This is a genomic window from Methylobacterium sp. 17Sr1-1, assembly GCF_003173775.1.
Lineage (GTDB): Bacteria > Pseudomonadota > Alphaproteobacteria > Rhizobiales > Beijerinckiaceae > Methylobacterium.
This window is the reverse complement of record NZ_CP029552.1, coordinates 3,717,431-3,736,172: the sequence shown is the minus strand read 5'-3', so window position 1 is coordinate 3,736,172 and position 18,742 is coordinate 3,717,431. Positions and strand designations below refer to the sequence as shown.

At 72.4% G+C, this 18,742-nt stretch carries 15 protein-coding genes; 11 read left to right on the top strand and 4 right to left on the bottom strand.

Going from position 1 to position 18,742, the window contains the following annotated elements; genetic code table 11:
* The first annotated feature begins 108 nt into the window (after positions 1–108).
* The gene (locus tag DK412_RS16805; protein WP_109972871.1) at positions 109–1,833 is read left to right on the top strand and encodes a cytochrome c biogenesis protein CcdA; all 1,725 of its coding nucleotides are present in this window, start codon (positions 109–111) and stop codon (positions 1,831–1,833) included.
* Positions 1,834–2,000: 167 nt separating this feature from the next.
* Here the strand turns inward: DK412_RS16805 and DK412_RS16800 are convergent, their stop codons facing one another.
* Complete coding sequence (locus DK412_RS16800) at positions 2,001–2,951, bottom strand: LysR family transcriptional regulator (RefSeq protein ID WP_109972870.1); 951 nt, start codon at positions 2,949–2,951, stop codon at positions 2,001–2,003.
* A 106-nt stretch (positions 2,952–3,057) separates the two neighbouring features.
* Between DK412_RS16800 and DK412_RS16795 the strand changes: the two genes are divergently transcribed.
* The 10 genes from DK412_RS16795 (at position 3,058) to DK412_RS16750 (ending at position 13,087) form a co-directional block, all read left to right on the top strand.
* Positions 3,058–3,363: a Dabb family protein gene (locus DK412_RS16795; protein WP_109972869.1), complete on the top strand. Its 306-nt coding sequence runs from the start codon at positions 3,058–3,060 to the stop codon at positions 3,361–3,363.
* A gap of 2 nt (positions 3,364–3,365) precedes the next feature.
* Positions 3,366–4,451, top strand: coding sequence for a maleylacetate reductase (locus DK412_RS16790; RefSeq protein ID WP_109972868.1), 1,086 nt, complete (start codon positions 3,366–3,368; stop codon positions 4,449–4,451).
* A 165-nt stretch (positions 4,452–4,616) separates the two neighbouring features.
* Positions 4,617–5,480, top strand: coding sequence for an intradiol ring-cleavage dioxygenase (locus tag DK412_RS16785; protein WP_109972867.1), 864 nt, complete (start codon positions 4,617–4,619; stop codon positions 5,478–5,480).
* An 85-nt stretch (positions 5,481–5,565) separates the two neighbouring features.
* Positions 5,566–6,849, top strand: coding sequence for an MFS transporter (locus tag DK412_RS16780; protein WP_109972866.1), 1,284 nt, complete (start codon positions 5,566–5,568; stop codon positions 6,847–6,849).
* A gap of 14 nt (positions 6,850–6,863) precedes the next feature.
* Positions 6,864–7,748 carry an NAD(P)-dependent oxidoreductase gene (locus DK412_RS16775; RefSeq protein ID WP_109972865.1) on the top strand — a complete coding sequence of 295 codons (885 nt, stop codon included), beginning with the start codon at positions 6,864–6,866 and terminating at the stop codon, positions 7,746–7,748.
* 14 nt (positions 7,749–7,762) lie between these two features.
* Positions 7,763–8,062 (top strand): YciI family protein, encoded by a 300-nt coding sequence (locus tag DK412_RS16770; protein ID WP_109972864.1) that lies wholly within the window; start codon positions 7,763–7,765, stop codon positions 8,060–8,062.
* 52 nt (positions 8,063–8,114) lie between these two features.
* Positions 8,115–8,687, top strand: coding sequence for an NAD(P)H-dependent oxidoreductase (locus DK412_RS16765; protein ID WP_109972863.1), 573 nt, complete (start codon positions 8,115–8,117; stop codon positions 8,685–8,687).
* 243 nt (positions 8,688–8,930) lie between these two features.
* Positions 8,931–10,277: an IS4 family transposase gene (locus tag DK412_RS16760; RefSeq protein ID WP_109971307.1), complete on the top strand. Its 1,347-nt coding sequence runs from the start codon at positions 8,931–8,933 to the stop codon at positions 10,275–10,277.
* 626 nt (positions 10,278–10,903) lie between these two features.
* Positions 10,904–11,770, top strand: coding sequence for a 2,3,4,5-tetrahydropyridine-2,6-dicarboxylate N-succinyltransferase (locus DK412_RS16755; protein ID WP_244539363.1), 867 nt, complete (start codon positions 10,904–10,906; stop codon positions 11,768–11,770).
* A 120-nt stretch (positions 11,771–11,890) separates the two neighbouring features.
* Positions 11,891–13,087: a YbfB/YjiJ family MFS transporter gene (locus DK412_RS16750; protein ID WP_204165389.1), complete on the top strand. Its 1,197-nt coding sequence runs from the start codon at positions 11,891–11,893 to the stop codon at positions 13,085–13,087.
* A 233-nt stretch (positions 13,088–13,320) separates the two neighbouring features.
* Here DK412_RS16750 and DK412_RS16745 read toward each other — a convergent pair whose 3' ends face one another.
* From DK412_RS16745 to DK412_RS16735, 3 genes are all read right to left on the bottom strand, one after another.
* Positions 13,321–16,056 (bottom strand): EAL domain-containing protein, encoded by a 2,736-nt coding sequence (locus DK412_RS16745; protein ID WP_109972862.1) that lies wholly within the window; start codon positions 16,054–16,056, stop codon positions 13,321–13,323.
* A 30-nt stretch (positions 16,057–16,086) separates the two neighbouring features.
* On the bottom strand, positions 16,087–17,232 hold the full coding sequence (locus DK412_RS16740; RefSeq protein ID WP_245447003.1) for a TRAP transporter substrate-binding protein: 1,146 nt from the start codon (positions 17,230–17,232) through the stop codon (positions 16,087–16,089).
* 453 nt (positions 17,233–17,685) lie between these two features.
* Positions 17,686–18,624: a pirin family protein gene (locus DK412_RS16735; protein WP_109972861.1), complete on the bottom strand. Its 939-nt coding sequence runs from the start codon at positions 18,622–18,624 to the stop codon at positions 17,686–17,688.
* Positions 18,625–18,742: the final 118 nt, after the last annotated feature.

Here is an 18,742-nt window from a genome sequence, read left to right as displayed (position 1 = left end):
CGGCGGCTCCGCGCCCGCTACAGACCGATACAAGGATGCGGCGCGCCGCACACGGGCGGGACATGCGGGACTGGTGAGAGGGCATCCAGACCAAGCCGGAGCTTACCCGTGACCCTCGCCCTCGCCGCCTATCTCGCGGGCGTGCTGACCATCCTCAGCCCCTGCATCGTCCCGGTGCTGCCCTTCGTCCTCGCACGGGCCGACCGACCTTTCCACGCCGGCACGCTGCCGTTCCTCGTCGGCCTCGGCGCGGCCTTCGTCGCGGCGGCGGGGCTCGCCGCCATCGGGGGCACCGCCGTGGCGCGGTTCGGTACCGCCGGCCGTGTCCTGGCCTTCGGCCTGCTCGCGCTCTTCGCAATCTCGCTCCTGTCGCGGCGCGCCGCGGCGTGGCTGCACCGGCCGCTGGTGCGCCTCGGCGAGGTCCTGTCGCGGCGCGCGGCCATCCCGGGCGGGGCTTTGGGCTCCATCGGCCTCGGCGCCGCCACCGGCCTCCTGTGGACGCCCTGCGCCGGGCCGATCCTCGGCCTCGTCCTCACCGGCGCGGCCCTGAACGGGCCGGGCTGGCAGACGACGGCGCTGCTCGCCGCCTACGCGTCGGGCGCCGCCACGACGCTCGCCGCCGCGGCCCGGCTCGGCACTGCGCTCGCCGCCCGGCTCCGCCCGCATCTCGGGCTCGGCGAGGGGCTGCGCCGGATCGCCGGGGCCGCCATGCTGGCGGGGCTCGCCGCGGCCGCCCTCGGGGCCGACGCGGAGTGGCTGGCGCGCTATCCCGGAGCGGGCACGATCGCCGCGGAGGATGCGCTCCTGGCGACGCTGCGGGTCGAGCCCGCGCGGGCCGATCCGGCCGCGGACCCCGCGCGCAGCGGATGGCCGGTCGAGGGCCGCCTGCCGAGCCTGTCGGGCGCCACGCACTGGCTCAACGGGGAGCCGCAATCGGTCGAGGGCCTGCGGGGCCGGGTGGTGCTGGTCCATGTCTGGACCTCATCCTGCATCAACTGCATCCGCACCCTCCCCTATCTGCGCGACTGGGCCGAACGGTACCGGGCGCAGGGTCTCGCGGTGATCGGCGTCCACGCGCCGGAATTCGCCTTCGAGCACGACGTCGACACCGTCGCCGCGGCGATCCGGCGTTTCGCGCTGCCCTATCCGGTGGCGGTCGACAACGGGTTCCGGATCTGGCGCGGCCTGCGCAACGCCTACTGGCCGGCCCTGTACGTGGTCGACGCGGAAGGCCGCATCCGCCACCACCAGTACGGCGAGGGTGGCTACGACCGGTCCGAGGCCGCGATCCGCGACCTCCTGGCCGAGGCCGCGGGCCGGCGGGCCGCCGACGAACCCATGACGCGGCCGCGCGCCGCCGGCATCGAGGCCGCGCCCGATCTCGCCCATCTCGGATCCGCCGAGACCTATCTCGGCTCGGACAAGACCGAGAACTTCGCCTCGCCGGAAGGAGTCTCGCCCGGTCCGCGCCCCTACACCGCCGGCCGGCCGGGGCTGAACGCGTGGTCGCTGTCCGGCACCTGGGCCGTCGAACCCGAATACGCCCGCCTCGCCGCACCGGACGGAAGCGTGACCTACCGCTTCCGGGCCCGCGACCTCCACCTCGTCGCCGGGCCCGGACCGGACGGGCGGCCCGTCGGCTTCGACGTGACCCTCGACGGTGAGCCGCCCGGGGCGGATCACGGCGTCGATGCCGGATCGGACGGCGCCGGCACCGTGTCGGCGACGCGGCTGTACCAGCTCGTCCGCCAGTCCGGCCCGGTGCGCGAGCGCAGCTTCGCGATCCGCTTCCACCGTCCCGGCGTCAGGGTCTACGCCTTCACCTTCGGCTGAGCCGGCCCGGAAGCACGCAAAAGATCATTTGCGAGAGATTTCTCGTAGAGATCCCCTTTCCCGGACGACTGAAGCGATAGCGGAAGGAGATCCGGGAAAGGGATGGCTTGCGAGGGACCGATATCCGCGTCCTCGCTCGCGCCGAGCGGTCGCCGGCCGCGCCCGCATCACGCCGCAGGACTTCCCTCCACGGGCCGCCGCGTCGGCCCGGTCCAGCGGCCGGCGAAGTCGTTGGCCTCGAAATCGGCGGCCACGAAGGCGATGAACGACCGGACCTTGGCCGAGAGATGCTTGCGCGTCGGATAGGCGAAGTTGATCCGCAGCCGCGGCAGGTCCCAGTCGTCGAGCACCGGTACGAGGCGTCCGGCCATGACGTCGTCGTGCACGATGTAGGTCGGCTGCACCAGGATGCCGTGGCCGTTCAGGGCGGCCGCGCGCAGGATCTGGCCGTCGTTCGATTCGAGCAGGCCGTGGGCCGGTACCCGCACCGTCTCGGCCCCGCGGGTGAAGCCGAGCTCGTTCGGGTTGTTGGCGTAGACGTAGAGCAGCAGGGCGTGGCGCGCGAGGTCTTGCGGATGGAGCGGCGCGCCGGTCCGCGCCAGATAGGACGGGGCGGCCGTGAGGATGCGGCGGGTCTCGGCGAGGCGCCGGATGGTGATGGCGCGGTCGGGCTCGAACTCGCGGGTGCGGATCGCGACGTCGATCCCGGCATCGATCAGGTCGACGTAGCGGTTCGAGACTTCGACGTGGACGCGCACGTTCGGGTAGAGCGCGTGGTAGGCCGGCAGCCGCGGCGCGATGTGCAGGAGCGCGAAGGAGAGCGAGGCGCTGACCCGGAGCAGGCCGCTCGGATCGAGCGCCGCCCCGGTCAGCTCGGCCTCGCTGTCGGCCACCTCCGCCAGGATGCTGCGGGCGCGCACCAGGAGCTTGCCGCCCTCGTCGGTGAGCGAGAGGGTGCGGGTGCTGCGCCGCACCAGCAGCACGCCCAGGCGCTCCTCCAGGGCGGCGAGCGTGCGGCTCGCCGCGGCGATCGACAGGCCGCGGGCCTGCGCCGCCCCGCTGATGCTGCCGGTCTCGGCGACGGCCACGAACAGGTCGAGCTGGCCGAGGCGGTCCATCTTTCCGGATCCTGCAAAACTGATTCACGCGCAGACCATCTTATGCCCCGACAGCGGAAAACCTAACAATCGGGAAACGGGGCTGCGGCGGATCGGGACGAGCCGGATGATCAAGCACATCGTGATGTGGCGGATGGCCGGGTCCTCGCCGGCCGAGAAGGCGGGCAATGCCGAGCGGGTGCGCGCCGCCTTCGAGGGCCTGCGCGGCCGGATCCCCGGGCTCCTCCATCTGGAGGTCGGCCTCGACGAGAGCCGGATCGACTACGCCTGCGACGTCGTCCTCTACACCGAGTTCGACAGCCAGGCGGCCCTCGACGCCTACCGCGACCATCCCGAGCACGGCCGGGTGCGGGCGGAGCTGGAGGGCCTGCGGATCGGCCGGCACCAGGTCGACTACGCAGTGGGGGCCTGACGATGGAGGCGTTCCGCTTCCCCGGCCTGCCGACCCGCGTGGTGTTCGGCCACGGCACCCTCGCGGAGGTGCCGCGCGAGATGGAGGCCCTCGGCCGCTCCCGCGCGGTGGTGCTCGCGACGCCCGGGCAGCGGGGCCAGGCCGAGGCGCTCGCCGGCCTTCTGGGGGACCGCGCCGTCGGGGTGATCGCCGAGGCGGTGATGCACACGCCGGTCGCCGTGACCGAGGCGGCGGTGGCGCGGGTGCGGGCGCTGGACGCCGATTGCGTGATCGCCGTCGGGGGCGGCTCGACGACGGGGCTCGGCAAGGCGATCGCGCTGCGCACCGACCTCGACCAGATCGTGGTACCGACGACCTATGCCGGCTCGGAGATGACGCCGATCCTCGGCGAGACCCGCGACGGGGCGGAGCCGGGCCAGCGGGCCAAGACGACGCAGAAATCCCAGAAGATCCTGCCGGAGGTGGTGGTCTACGACGTCGACCTCACCCTCGGCCTGCCCGCGGGCCTCTCGGCGACCTCGGGCCTCAACGCCATCGCGCACGCGGTCGAGGCGCTCTACGCGCAGGACCGCAACCCGATCGTCTCGCTGATGGCCGAGGAGGCGATCCGGGCGCTCGCCCGGGCGCTCCCGATCATCGCGGCGGCACCGCAGGACCGGGCGGCGCGGGCCGACGCGCTCTACGGGGCGTGGCTCGCCGGGGCCTGCCTCGGCACGGTCGGCATGGCGCTGCACCACAAGCTCTGCCACGTGCTCGGCGGCGCCTTCGATCTGCCCCACGCCGAAACCCACACGGTCGTGCTGCCCCACGCCGCGGCCTACAACGCCCCGGCCGCGCCCGAGGCCATGGCCCAGGTCGCCCGCGCGCTCGGCGCGGCGGACGGTCCCCGCGGCCTCTACGACCTCGCCGCCTCGCTCGGCACGCCGACCTCGCTTGCGGCGATCGGCATGCCGGAGGCGGGGCTCGACCGGGCGGCCGAGGCGGCTGTGGCGAACCCGTACTGGAACCCGCGGGCGCTGGACCGCGAGGCGATCCGCCGGCTGCTCGACGACGCCTTCCACGGGCGGAGTCCGGATTGCGGCGTGTAAGATCTGGGGCATTCTCCGACGGAGTGGATACCGGTTCGTCGCAGAAAATGCGGCAAAATCAATGACCTGGAGCACTGTCCGATTGCAGCGCGATCCGACGGTGCTCCAGGGGCGGGCGCCGCACGAGCGCCCGAGCGGGAAACGCCCAGGACGGGAGAGGCGCCGATGCGCGACTTCAACGAGCACACCATCACTCAGGCCGTGGTCGACCGCTTCGCCGAGACGCCGGATCCGCGCCTGAAGGCGGTCCTGACGAGCCTCGTGCGCCACCTGCACGACTTCGTCCGCGACGTCGACCTGACCTTCGAGGAGTGGCAGGCCGGCATCGCCTTCCTGACCCGTACCGGGCAGCTCTGCGACCAGCATCGGCAGGAATTTATCCTCCTGTCCGACACGCTCGGCGTCTCGATGCTGGTCGACGCGATCAACCACCGCATGCCCGAGGGCGCGACCGAGACCACGGTGCTCGGCCCCTTCTACGTCGAGGAGGCGCCCGAGCGCCCGAACGGCGCGGACATCGCCGGCCCGCTCGAAGGCACGCCGCTCCTCGTCACCGGCTCGGTCGCGTCCGCGGACGGACGGCCGCTCGCCGGCGCCACCGTCGATGTCTGGCACGCCGACGACGACGGATCTTACGACGTGCAGCAGCTCGATGCGCTCGGCGGGCTCGCCGGCCGCGCGCAGTTCCGCACCGACGCGCAAGGCCGCTTCCACTTCTGGTCCGTCATGCCGGCCTGGTACCCGATCCCCGCCGACGGGCCGGTCGGCGAGATGCTGAACGCCACCAGCCGCCACCCGAACCGCCCGGCGCACGTGCACTTCATGATCGCGGCACCCGGCTACGAGACGCTGATCACCCACGTCTTCGCCTCCGACAGCCCGTGGCTCGAATCGGACGCGGTGTTCGGGGTCAAGACCTCGCTGATCGCGGACTTCGCCGAGCATCCGGCGGGGCCGGCGCCGGACGGGCGGGCGATGGAGCGGCCCTTCCGGCACCTGTCCTACGATTTCGGCCTGAAGGCCGCCTGACCGCTTCGACCTTACGGGGCCGAGACCCGGACGAAGACCCCGGCGAACGGGGCCGTCGCCACCATCCACCAGGGAGGACACCACCATGAGCGAGGCAACGACCGGCGCCGTCGGCGCCGTCCCGGCCGAGGGCCGGGGAAGCTGGATCTCGGAACTCGGGCCGAAGGAGAAGCGGACGCTCGGCGCCTGCGTCGGCGGCTGGGCGCTCGACGCGATGGACGTCCAGCTCTACAGCTTCGTGATCCCGACGCTGATCGCCACCTGGGGGGTGACCCGGGCCGAGGCCGGGGCGCTCGGCACCGCGGCGCTCCTCACCTCCGCGATCGGCGGCTGGCTCGCGGGCTTCCTCGCCGACCGCTGGGGGCGGGTGCGCACGCTGCAGATCGCGATCCTGTGGTTTGCCGGCTTCACCTTCCTGTCGGGCCTCGCCCAGAGCTTCGAGCAGCTCTTCGTCGCCCGCGCGCTGATGGGCCTCGGCTTCGGCGGCGAGTGGGCGGCGGGCGCGGTTCTGCTCGGCGAGACCATCCGGCCCGAGCACCGCGGCAAGGCGCTCGGCACCATGCAGTCGGGCTGGGCGCTCGGCTGGGGCGCGGCGGCCCTGCTCTACACCCTGTTCTTCTCGCTCCTGCCGCCCGAGACGGCGTGGCGCGCCCTGTTCTTCGTCGGCATCGCGCCGGCGATCCTGGTGTTCTTCCTGCGCCGCTACATCGAGGAGCCGGAGGTCTACCGGGAGTCGCAGGCGCGGATCGCCGAGACCGGCGACAAGCCCTCCTTCTTCGAGATCTTCCGGCCGCCGCTCCTGCGCATCACCTTCCTCGGCGCGCTGATGAGCACGGGCGCGCAGGGCGGCTACTTCGCGGTGACGACCTGGCTGCCGACCTTCCTGCGCACCGAGCGCGGCCTGTCGGTGATGAATTCCGGCGGCTACCTCGCGGTGCTGATCGTCGGCTCGTTCTTCGGCTACCTCGCGGGCGCCTACCTCGCCGACCGGATCGGCCGGCGCGCCACCTTCCTGGTCTTCGCGATCGGGGCGGGCGTGGTGGTGACGACCTACACGATGGTGCCCTTCGGCGACGCCGCGATGCTGGTGCTCGGCTTCCCCCTCGGCTTCTTCGCGTCCGGCGTGTTCAGCGCCATGGGGGCCTTCTTCACCGAGCAGTTCCCGACCCGGGTGCGCGGCGTCGGCCAGGGCTTCGCCTACAATTTCGGCCGCGCGATCGGGGCGGTGTTCCCGACGCTGGTCGGGGTGATGTCGGCCTCGATGCCGCTCGGCCAGGCGATCGGGCTGTTCGCGGCCGCCGCCTACGCCACCATGGCGGTCGCGGCGTTCCTCCTGCCCGAGACCAAGGGCAAGGCCCTGACGGCGTGACGAGGAGAGACCACATGCAGACCGGCTGGATCGGCCTCGGCAAACTCGGCGCGCCCATGGCAGGCCACTTGGCGCGCCACCTCGTGGCGGCGGGGCAGCCCCTCCTCGCCCTCGACCGCGATCCCGGCCGGCTCGCCGCCGTGCCGGGGGCCGAGGCCGCCACCCTCGACCGGATTGCAGATTGCAGCCTCGTGATCACGAGCCTGCCCGACGACGCGAGCCTGCGCGCCGTCGCCCTCGGGGCGGAGGGGTTGCTCGCCCGGATGAGGCGGGACGCCGTGCTCGTCGAGACCAGCACCGTCTCGCCGGAGACGAGCGCGGTGCTGCGGCGGGCGGCCGAGGCGCGGGGCGTCCTCACCCTCGCGGCCCCCGTCTCGGGCTCGACCGCGACCGCGGAGGCCGCCGCCCTGACCCTGTTCTGCTCCGGGCCGGAGGCGGCCCTGGAGCGGGTCCGCCCGCTGCTCTCGACCTTCGCCCGCACCATCCACGTGGTCGGCGCGGGCGAGGAGGCGCGCTACCTCAAGCTCGCGATCAACCACTTCGTCGGCTCGACGGCGCAGATCGCCGCCGAGGCGCTGACCCTCGCCCGCAAGGGCGGGGTCGCCTGGGAGACGATCCTGGCGGTGCTGGGATCCTCCGTCGCCGCCTCGCCGCTCGTCGCCTACAAGCTCGATCCCCTGCGGCGGCGCGACTTCGCCCCCGCCTTTTCGATCGCCCAGATGCTCAAGGACATGAGCCTCGCGGTGGCGGCCGGCGAGGCGTCCGGCGTCGCGATGCCGGTGGCGGCCCTGGTGCGCGACCTCTACGCCGAGCAGACCGGCACCGACCTGCGCGACCTCGACTTCTTCGCCGCCCTCCTCGCCGCCGAGCGCCGCGCCGGCCTCGGCGAGCCCGCGTGACCGGGAGACACAGGATGCCCCACTACGCCCTCCACGCCCTCGACCATGACGGCGCGCTCGACCGGCGGCTCGCCCATTACGAGGCGCACAAGGCCTATCTCGGCGGGCCGCTCCCGGTGCGGATCGTGGTGTCGGGTCCGCTCCTCGCCGGGGACGGCGAGACGATGATCGGCAGCCTGTTCATCGTCGAGGCGCCCGACCGGGCCGCGGTCGACGCCTTCCACGCCGCCGACCCGTTCAAGGCGGCGGGGATCTGGGCCCGGGTCGAGATCACGGCGTTCCGGATGCGCCAGGTCGCACTGGCGCAGGACTAGGATGCTTGGCGCCGGCGGCGCCGATCGAACACGCTCCCGAGGAACCGCAAAGATGTCCCTGGTTCTCCATACCGTCGTCTGCAGCACGCGCCCGGGCCGGGTCGGCCTGCCCGTCGCCCGGTGGTTCGACGAGGTCGCGCGGCAGAACGGCCGGTTCGACGCCCGCCTCGTCGATCTGGCCGAGTTCGCCCTGCCGATCTACGACGAACCGAAGCACCCCGTGCTCCAGCAATACGCGCACGATCACACCAGGCGCTGGAGCGCGAGCGTCGATGCGGCGGACGCGTTCGTCTTCGTCATGCCGGAATACAATTACGGCCCGCCGCCGTCGCTGCTGAATGCCTTGAACTACGTCTACAAGGAGTGGAACTACAAGCCCGCCGCCTTCGTCAGCTATGGCGGCGTCTCGGGCGGCTTGCGCGCCGTCCAGCTCGCCAAGCAGACCCTGACGACGCTCAAGATGGTTCCGATCGTCGAGGCGGTCGCGGTCCAGATGGTCGCCCAGCACGTGAAGGACGGGCAGTTCTCGCCGCTCGAGGTCCACCAGACCTCCGCGACGGCCATGCTGAACGAATTGAATCGCTGGGCCGAGGCGCTCACGAGCCTGCGCCGGCCGGCGGCGTAAGGGCGCTTGGCACGAAGCGGGGAGCCGAAGCCCTGACGTCCACCGGGCAATGATACCGGTCGGGCAGCCGCAGGGCTGGCCTGGGGGATGGAGAGGCGCGCCCCTCCCCGCTTCCTGCGAAGGCAGGGCTATCCGGGGAAAAGAATGGTGTGGGAACCCTCCTCTCCCCGCGGGCTACGGCCTTGACGGAAATGGTTCGGCGTCTGTGAGTTGGGCGTCTTTGCGGTTCAGCGAGGACAACCGATGCGAGGCTTTGGATCGGGCGACGTACGCACCGAGGCCCGGGGGGCGTGGCTGTTTGAGCGGATCGTCACCACCGGCAGCGTGGTGCTGAGCACGGTGGGCGGCAGCGAAGCCGGTACGGCGGCCGCCCATCGCTACCTTTCCTCGCCCTGCGCTGACTGGCAGGGCATCCTGCAGGCTTTTGCAGCCCGCACGGCCCAGGCCTGCGCCGGGCGTCCGATCGTGGCCGTCCAGGACACGAGCGAGATCAACTTCACCCCAGCTGCTGCTGGCCGCCATGGCCTGGGGCCGGCCGGCAACGGCCGCAATCCCGGCTTCTTCCTGCACCCGGTCATCGCCGTCGATGCCGAGGACGAGGCGGTGCTGGGCTTGGTCGACGCCCAGCTCTGGACCCGCGCCGCCCGCCAGACGGCGCCACGTCACCGGCGGCCAGTCGAGGACAAGGAGAGCCAGCGCTGGATCACCGGAGCGGCCGCTGCCGCGACGGCTTTGGCCGACACGGCCCGGAGCTTGATCGTGGTCGCCGACCAGGAGGGCGACATCTACAGCCACTTCGCCCGTCGGCCCGCGGGCAGCGATCTTCTGGTGCGGGCACGCCATGACCGGCCACTGGTTGAAGGGGGCAGCCTTCAGGACAAGGCGTCATGGCCCGTCGCGACAACCGGCACCGTGGAGGTGCCGGCTCGCCCTGGGGTGCCGGCCCGCATCGCCAAGGTGAGGCTGCAGGCCGGACCGGTCGAGGTGGTCCGTCCCTCCGGCCCAGGCGCCCGCGAGCCGGCCAGCCTGAGGCTGCATGGCGTCTGCGTGCAGGAACTCGAGCCGCCTGTGGGCGTGACGCCCTTGTGCTGGCGGCTTCTGACGACGCGGGCGGTGCCGGATGCCGCCGCCGCGCAGGACATGGTGCGGCTGTACCGGTTGAGGTGGCGGATCGAGGAGGTGTTCCGCGCTCTCAAGCGCGACGGGCTCGGCCTGGACGAGACACAGGTGCGGGTGCCAGACAAGCTGTTCCGGCTGAGTGCCTTGGCGCTGGGAGCCGCCGTGCGGATCCTGCAGTTGGTCGATGCCCGCGACGGCAGCCGACGACCGATGCAGGACGTTCTGGATAAGGCGGCTCTGCCAGTGGTCGCGGAACTGGGGCGGGCCTGCGAGGGCAGCACGGACCGCCTGCGCAACCCTCACCCCGTCGGCAACCTGAGCTGGTTAGAGTGGATCGTGGCCCGCCACGGCGGCTGGAACGCTCCCAACTCGCCACCCGGTCCCAAGGTCGTCGCGCGCGGATGGGAGCGCTTCTCGGCCATGCTCGCCGGTGCCCTCCTCGCGAGAGACTCACTTCCGTCAAGGCCGTAGCCCCGCGGGCGGGGAGAGGCCTTCACCCGCCTTGTCGTGGGTGAAGGGAGCCCGCAGGGCGAGGGTGAGGGGGTCTCGACGGGTAAAGCTCCTCCGGACACACCCCCTCACCCTCGCTCCGGCTTTGCCGCCGCTTGCTGCGTCTCCTGAACGGAGACACAGCCCTCTCCCCGCCCGCGGGGAGAGGGGAAAGCCCGCGCCTTCTCCGTTCCCCGGACAGCCCTGCATCCGCGGGGAGAGGAGACGTCCCGCGCCTGTTCCTGTCCCCCGACCACCCTGCCGCCAGCCCCTTGGCGGCCGGGCCTCCGGCTTGCGATTCCCGTCTCATGCCCACGATGGCAGCGATCGAGCCGGGACCAGACCTGAGCTTCCGCCTCGCGCTCCGCACCCGTCGCCGCACCGTGTGCAGACCCGGGAGGTACGGCTCCGCGGCCGCGTCACGCGGACTGGCGTGCTTCGAGCCAGCCGCATTGCGAGCGTCCAACGCCCCTCCCCACCCGCATCGTTAACCAACCTTTAAAGAACGGATCCAAATCGGCAGAATTTGCCGCCCCCGGCCCCGTCGCTGTCATGACGAATGCGTACACCGATGTTAGGAATTTAGTAACGATCCAGGGGCCGCCGCCATGACCATGCATCTCGTCAACAACCAGGACGCCGTCGATCTCGCCCAGATCATCAACGATGCATGGGCGCATCCCGAGCAGCTGTATATCGGCATGGAAGGGCCGGTCCGCGCGGCGGTGACCGAGGCGATGGCCCGGCTCGACGACGGCACCCTGCGCGTCGCCGAGAAGGTCGACGGCACCTGGCGCGTCAACGAGTGGCTGATCAACGCCCTGATGGTCGCATCCCATATCGGCGACTACTCGCTCGTCGAGGGCGGCCCCGGGGCGGCCTGCTGGTGGGACAAGGAGCACTCGAAGTTCGCCGGCTGGGGCGAGGCGCAGTTCCGGGCCGCCGCCTTCCGGGCCCTGCCGGGCTGCTTCGTGCGCTACAGCGCGCACGTCGCCCGCAAGGTCGTGCTGCTGCCGAGCTTCGTCAGCTGGGGGGCGCGCGTCGACGAGGGCACGATGATCGACTCCTGGGCCACCGTCGGCTCCTGCGCCCAGGTCGGCCGCAACGTCCACATCTCGGCCGGCGTCGTCCTCGGCGGGGTGATCGAGCCGCGCCAGGTGCGCCCGGTCGTCATCGAGGACGATTGCTTCGTCGGCGCGCAGTGCAGCGTCGTCGAGGGGATGATCGTCGGCGAGGGCTCGGTGATCGGCGCCGGCACCATCCTGTCCGCCTCGACCAAGATCATCGACCGGGCGACCGGCGAGGTGTTTCGCGGCGCGGTGCCGCCCTATTCCGTGGTGGTGCCGGGCTCGCTGCCGGGCCAGCCGCTGGCCGACGGCTCGCCGGGCCCGCTCCTGCACTGCGCCGTGATCGTCAAGCGCGTCGACGCCAAGACCCGCGCCAAGGCCTGCGTGAACGACCTGTTCCGGGCGTGATCGCGGCGACCGGGCCCCGGCACCGGGGTCCGGTCGCGATGCCGGGCCCCGTCGCCGGGGCCCGGCCGCGATGATCGGATCCGCAGCCCTGCGGGTCCTCTTCGAGGACGGGGCTCTCGCATGCCGGCTCAGACGATCCACCCCCTTCGCCTCGCCGTGGGAGGGCTCATCGCCCTCGCGGTCGCGATGGGGATCGGCCGCTTCTCCTACACGCCGATCCTGCCGGCGATGGCCGCCGACCTCGCGCTGACCAAGGCGCAAGGGGGCCTCCTGGCCTCGGCGAACCTGCTCGGCTACCTCGTCGGCGCGCTCGGGGCGGCGCTGCCGGCCTTACGCGGCTCGCCGCGGCGCTGGTTCGTCGCGTCCCTGGCGGCGAGCGCCGTGAGCACGATCCTGATGGCGGCCGCAGGCGACGTTCCGACCTTCCTGGCGCTCCGGTTCGCCGGCGGCGTGGCGAGCGCCTTCGTGCTCGTCTTCGCCTCGACGGTGATCCTCGACCGGCTCGCCGCGATGGGGCGGTCCGGGCTGTCCTCGCTGCATTTCGCCGGGATCGGGGCCGGCATCGTCCTCTCGGCGCTCCTGGTGAACGCGGCCGGGGCGCTCGGCGCCGACTGGCGCGGCGCCTGGCTGGCGGTCGGGCTGACCGCCCTCCTCGCCACCCCGGTGGTCGGCGCGCTCGTGCCGCCGGATGCCCGCGCCGCCGCCCCGGCCGCGGAGCGGGGCGGGCTCGCCCTCGACCGGCCGCTCGCCGCGCTCCTCGCCTCCTACTTCCTCTTCGGCCTCGGCTACGTCACCACCGCGACCTTCCTGGTCACGATCGTCCGGGGCATGCCCGACCTCCGCCCCTTCGAATCGGTGATCTGGCTCGTCGTCGGCGTGTCGGCGGTTCCCTCGGTGGCGTCGTGGACCTGGCTGAGCCGCCGGATCGGCGTGGTGCCGACGCTGAGCCTCGCGCTCGCCGCCGAGGCCGTCGGCGTCGTCGGCAGCGTCGTGGCGACCGGCGTCGGCGGCGCGGTCGTGGCGGCGGCGCTCCTCGGCGGGACCTTCGTGCCGATCACGGCGCTCGGGATCATGGCCGCCCGGTCCCTCGCCGGGGCCCGCCGGCGCCAGGTCGTCGCGGTCATGACCGCCTCGTTCGGCCTCGGCTCGATCATCGCGCCGACGATCGCCGGAGCGCTGGCCGATCTCACGGGCAGCTTCGTGCTGCCGAGCTTCCTCGCCGCCGGAGCGCTCGCGCTCGCAGGCCTCCTCGCCCTCGCGGCCGAGCCGCGCCGGGCCGCCGGCCCGGGCGCCCTGCCCCAGGCGAGCGGTGCCTGAGATCATGTTTGATTGGTCTCTAAAGACATATCATCCTCCGCGTCATTCCGGGGCCGCGTAGCGGAGCCCGGAATCCAGAACCGCCGATGGATGAGAAAAAGGCGGGATGCGTGCCGCTCTATCCGATCCCACCTGAGCGTCTGGATTCCGGGCTCCGCTGCGCGGCCCCGGAATGACATGCAGGGTGGCAACTCCGCGGTCTGCCATCAACCGTGCCCCGGGACAGCGGGGTTTCAGCTCGCGGCCCGGATACCCGCCACTGGGCCGGAGGCCGAGTTCCCCGAGATCCCGGACGCCGCCACGGCCTCCAGCACCCGCAGGATCGGCTGGGGCCGTCCTAGCAGGTAGCCCTGGACCTGCGTGCAGCCGGCCTCGCGCACCAGGGCGAGCTGTCGGGCGGTCTCGACGCCCTCCGCCGTGGTGCACATACCGAGCTCGGTCGCGAGGCCGGCCAGCGCCTTGACGATCGCCGCGCTGTCGGCCCGCTCGGGCATGTCCTGGACGAAGGAGCGGTCGATCTTGATCTTGTCGAGCGGGAAATGGTGCAGGTGGCTCAGCGACGAGTAGCCGGTGCCGAAATCGTCGAGCACGATCCGCACCCCGAGCGCGCGCAGCCCCTCGAGCGATTTCTTGTTCTCGTATCCCTTGGTGAACAGGGCCGTCTCGGTGATCTCGAGCTCCAGCCGCTGCGGGTCGAGGCCGGTCTCGGCGAGGATGCCGGTGACGTCGGCGACGATGGTGGCGCTGGCGAGCTGCAGCGGCGAGAGGTTGACGGCGATTCTCAGACCCCGGGGCAGCACGGCGAAATCGGCGCAGGCCCGGCGCAGGACCCAGGCGCCGATCTCGACGATCAGCCCGGTCTCCTCGGCGATCGGCACGAACAAGGCCGGGCTCACCGCCCCGCGCTCCGGATGGTGCCAGCGCAGCAGCGCCTCGTAGCCGCACAGGGCATCCGCCGCGATGTCGTAGATCGGCTGGTAGGCCAGTTCGAGCTGGTGGCTCGCGAGCGCAACCCGCAGGTCGGCCTCGATCTCGAGCCGCTCGCGCAGCCGCGCGCCCATATCCTCCGCGAAGAGGCAGGCGGTGCCGCGGCCGGCGGCCTTCGCCTGGTAGAGCGCGAGATCGGCGTGCTTGAGCAGCGTGTCGCCATCGAGGTCGCCCGCGGCCGCGACCGCGATGCCGACGCTCGCGCCGGTGACGACCGCGTGGCCGAACACGTCGAAGGGCCGGCGCATCTCGGCGATGAGGTGCCGGCTCAGCGCCTCCGCCTCGGCCGGCAGGTCGGGCGAGGCGCAGATCAGCGCGAACTCGTCGCCGCCGAGCCGGGCCACGATCCTGCGGTGGCCGGTGCAGGCCCGCAGGCGCTCCGCCACCAGGCGCAGGAGCTCGTCGCCGGCCGGGTGTCCCAGCGTGTCGTTGACGTCCTTGAAGCGGTCGAGGTCGAGGTACAGGACCGCGACGCCGTCCGCCCCCGAGGCCGGCCGCAGGGCCGCCTCGAGCTCGCTGCGGAACAGCACGCGGTTCGGCAGCCGGGTCAGGGGATCGTGGTGGGCCAGGAAGCGGATCCGGCTCTCGCGCTCGCTCAGGATCGCGTTCTGCCGCATCGCCTCCTCGGCGGCCTCGTTGGCGCGCTGGTTGGCGGCGGCGAGGTCGGCGAGGGCGTGCCGCATCGCCGTGATGTCGGTGCGGATGCCGACGGTGCAGCCGTCGGCGGTGCGGCGCTCGGTGATCAGCAGCCACTGCCCGCCGGGGAGCTGGCGCTCGACCGTGCCGCTGCAGGCGCGGTGCCAGGCCACCGTCTCGCGCACGAACTCGTCGATGCGCCCCTCCGCCTGCGGGTACTGCCCGACCTCGGCACCCCGGCGGATGACGTCCTCGAAGCGCGCGCCCTTGACGATGAAGGGCGCGCTCGGGGCGTAGAGGTCGCAGTAGCGCTGGTTCCACGTCACGAGGCGGTCGTTCTCGTCCCACATGACGAAGCCGTCCGACATCGCCTCGATCGCGTTCGTCAGGACCATGCTGGCGCGGGTGCGCTCGGCGTCGAGGCGCTCGCGCCCGCGCAAGGCGACGAGGAGCGCCACCGCGAAGGCGGTGATCAGGACCGCCCCGGCGCCCGTCGTGGCCAGCAGCCGCACGCTGTCGCGGCGCCCGTCCGCCAGGGCGACGTCCTGCGGGACGGTGAGCCCGACGAAGATGGTGCCGTACAAGGTCGGCCGGACGACCGCGAAGGACGGGTCGGATCCGCCGGTTCCGGGCAGGTCGAAGGTGCGCCCGTCGGCCCGCAGGCCGTCGAGGCTCAGGGCCTGCACCCGGCCCATATTCACCTCGTCGTGGGGCAGGCTGGCGATCAGCTGGCCGCCCCGGCGCTGCAGCGCCACGCGGAAGCCCGGCTGGAGACCGGTCTCGGCGAGGCCCCGGGTGAGGACCGGCAGCGGCACCTCCGCGACGGCGAGGATCTCGCCGGCCTGCGGCAGCTCGGTCAGGCGCCCGACATAGAGCGACCAGTCGCCCGTGACCGGGTTGCGCACCGGGCCGAAGATCGCGCTCGATCCGGTCGTCCGGGTCTGGTTGAACTCGGCCATGCCGAACGGGAGCGGCCGGCCGGCCCCCCGCTGCCGGGTCGCCGCCCAGACCGTCCCGTCGGCCCGGACGAGGTAGAGGTCGCGGAACGCGAGGGTCTGGAAGTTCAGGCCGCGCAGGAGCTGGGCCGCGGCAGCCGGCGTGATCGCGGCGCCGGGGCCCAGGCCGGCGAAGAGGGCGGGCAGGCTGGCAAGCGCCCCGTCGACCTGCAGCACCTGGCGGTTGAACGCCGCCTCGACCGCCTGGGCCGCGCGCTCGAGGCCGGCCCGCGCCGCCTGCCGGGCGGTCCGGTCGGCATTGTGCAGCAGCAGTGCGGTGCCGGCCGCCAGCAGCAGCAGGATGAGGCTCGTTCCGGCGGCGATCGCCAGCTTGATTCTGCGCCACATCATCAGTCGCCAACCGCCGTCCGAACCACCGCCCTACTCCGCCTTCGCCGTGACCCCGAGCGCGGGCTTCAGCGTCTCGTTCCAGATGCCGACGCAGGCCTCGCCGCAGCGCTCGATCCAGCGCGGCAGCACCGTCTCGGTGAGGAGGCGCTGGCGGCGCTCGGCGTCGCGCGGGGAGAGCGGCACGAGCGTCATCGCCTTGCGCGGCGCCCCCGGGCAGGCCGTCTGGGTGGCGCAGGCCAGGCCGCGCGCGGTGTCGTCCTCCGCCTGCTTCCAGATGCGCTGCTCCAGGTCGGCCACGCCCCGGCGCACCTCGTCGCGCAGGTCCGCCGGGAGCGCCCGCCACGCCGCGATGTTGGCGCCGAAGAACGACATGCCCCAGCTGATCGCCATGGCGTGGACGTGGGTCGCGACGCCCGAGAGGCCGATCTCGTAGCCGCTCAGCGTCCCGGTGATCGCGCAATCGGCGACGCCGTCGCGGAGCGCCGCCACCGTCTCGGCGAACGGGATGATGACCGGCATCGCGCCGAGGGCGGCCATCAGCTCGGACTGGCCCACCGACGAGGTCCGGATGCGCCGGCCCGCCAGGTCGGCGAGACCCTCGAACTTGCGGGTGCAGAACAGGACCTGCGCCGGATAGGCGTAGATGCCGAGGAGCTCGATGCCGTAGCGCTCGCGCAGCACCGCGCGCAGGTGCTCGCGGTAATGCCCGACATTCTGCCGCAGGGCCGTCATGTCGGGGTTGAGCGCCGGCAGGTCGACGGCGTTGAGCTCGGGCTCGTCGCCGGCCGCCACGGCGAGGAGCGCCGTGCCGAACGGCACGACGCCGAGCCGCATCAGCTGGAGCATGTCCTCGCCGCGCAGGCCGCTCTCGTTGAACGGGCGGATGCTCACCGTCAGGCGGCCGCCCGTGCGCTCGCCGATCTCGGTCTGCCAGAACGGCTGCTCGAGCTGCCGGTACTGGCTGACGCCGGCAAGGCCCCCGACCACCGTCAGCCGCACCGGCTCGCCGGCCAGGGCCCCGGACGCGGGCAGGCCCAGGATCAGTCCCAGGATCAGGCCCATGACCGGCGCCGCGGCCAGGGCCGTCAGGCACGCCGCCACCCGTCCCCGCCGCCGGGACCGGTGGCCGGTCGGGCGCGTCGATCCCGCGCGCCTCGTGATGGGTGGCTCGGCCATGAGCTGGGCTCCAAGCTGGGCTCCTGCCCCGCGGCATCGTTCATTGTTCCAGTATCGCCGCGACATGTTATGATTTCGCTAACTGACCGCCTCCACCTGAACTTTCATCGGCTCTCGATGTGCGTGCGGTCGCGCATCGAGGTGAGTAAAATTGTTATGGCTTGCGGGCTGCGCCGGCCTCGGCTCCTGAGGTGCCGCACCAGATCGTCGAGAGTTGGAGCGCAAGGATCTGGTATCATCGCGGACGATGTGCTGGCGACGCCGGGGCGTTGATCTTCGCCGCCGCGCGGCGACCGCCCTGCCCTGGTCGCTCCTCGTCTCAGGCTCGACGCTGACGGCGCTGCCTCGTCATGTCGAGGCGGACGGCGCGGGACCGATCGGGCCCGCCAGGCGAGGCGGTGTCCGCCTGGATCCGGACGCCGGGGCCCGGGATCGCCGGGCCCCGACGCCCGCTCATGGATAGCGCACCGGCGGCGGATCCTCGGGCAGGGGGATGAACTCGGCGTCGTTCGGCACCGTGTCGAACCGGCCCTGGCGCCAATCCTCCTTGGCCTGGGCGATCCGCTCGGGCCGCGAGGAGACGAAGTTCCACCACAGGTGCCGCGGTCCGTCCATCGGCTCGCCGCCCAGCACCATGAAGCGCGAATCCTCGGTCGCCCGCACGCTGATCCGGTCGCCGGGGCGGAAGACCAGGAGCTGGCCGGGACCGAAGCCGTCACCGGCGATCTCGATCGCCCCCGACACCGTGTAGATCGCCCGCTCGTCGTAATCGGGATCGAGGGGCAGGACGGCGCCGGCCTGGAGCGCCACGTCGGCATAGACCATCGGTGTCGAGGTCCGCACGGGTGAGCGCGCGCCGTAGGCCTCGCCGGCGATCAGCCGGACGGTCTTGCCCTCAGCTGAGACGATCGGCAGCGCGGCGGCGTCGTAATGCTCGAAGGCCGGGGCGGTCTCCTCGTCCCGCGCCGACAGGGCGACCCAGCTCTGGAGGCCGAACAGCCGCGAGCCGGTCTGCCGCAGGGCGCTGCCGGTGCGCTCCGAATGGGTGATGCCGCGCCCCGCCGTCATCCAGTTCAGCTCGCCCGGCCGGATCGGCAGCTCGGTGCCGAGGCTGTCGCGGTGCATGATCTCGCCGTCGAACAGGTAGGTGACGGTGGACAGCCCGATATGCGGGTGGGGCCGCACGTCCATGCCCTGGCCGAGCAGGAACTCCGACGGGCCCATCTGGTCGAAGAAGATGAAGGGCCCGACCATCCGGCACTGGGTCGAGGGCAAAGCCCGCCGCACCGCGAACGAGCCGAGATCGCGCGAGCGCGGCACGATCAGGGTCTGGATCGCGTCGCAGCTGAAGCGGTCGCCCGGGACCGGGTCGTCGGCACTGTGCCAGCTCATCGTCATCCTCCTCGAACCGGGGGCGCCGTATCGATGCGGGCGCGTCCGAACGGCTGCATCTTGCGGCCCGGCCGGCCGCTTGAAAACGGAAACGATCGAAACGCATCGTTTCGCCTTG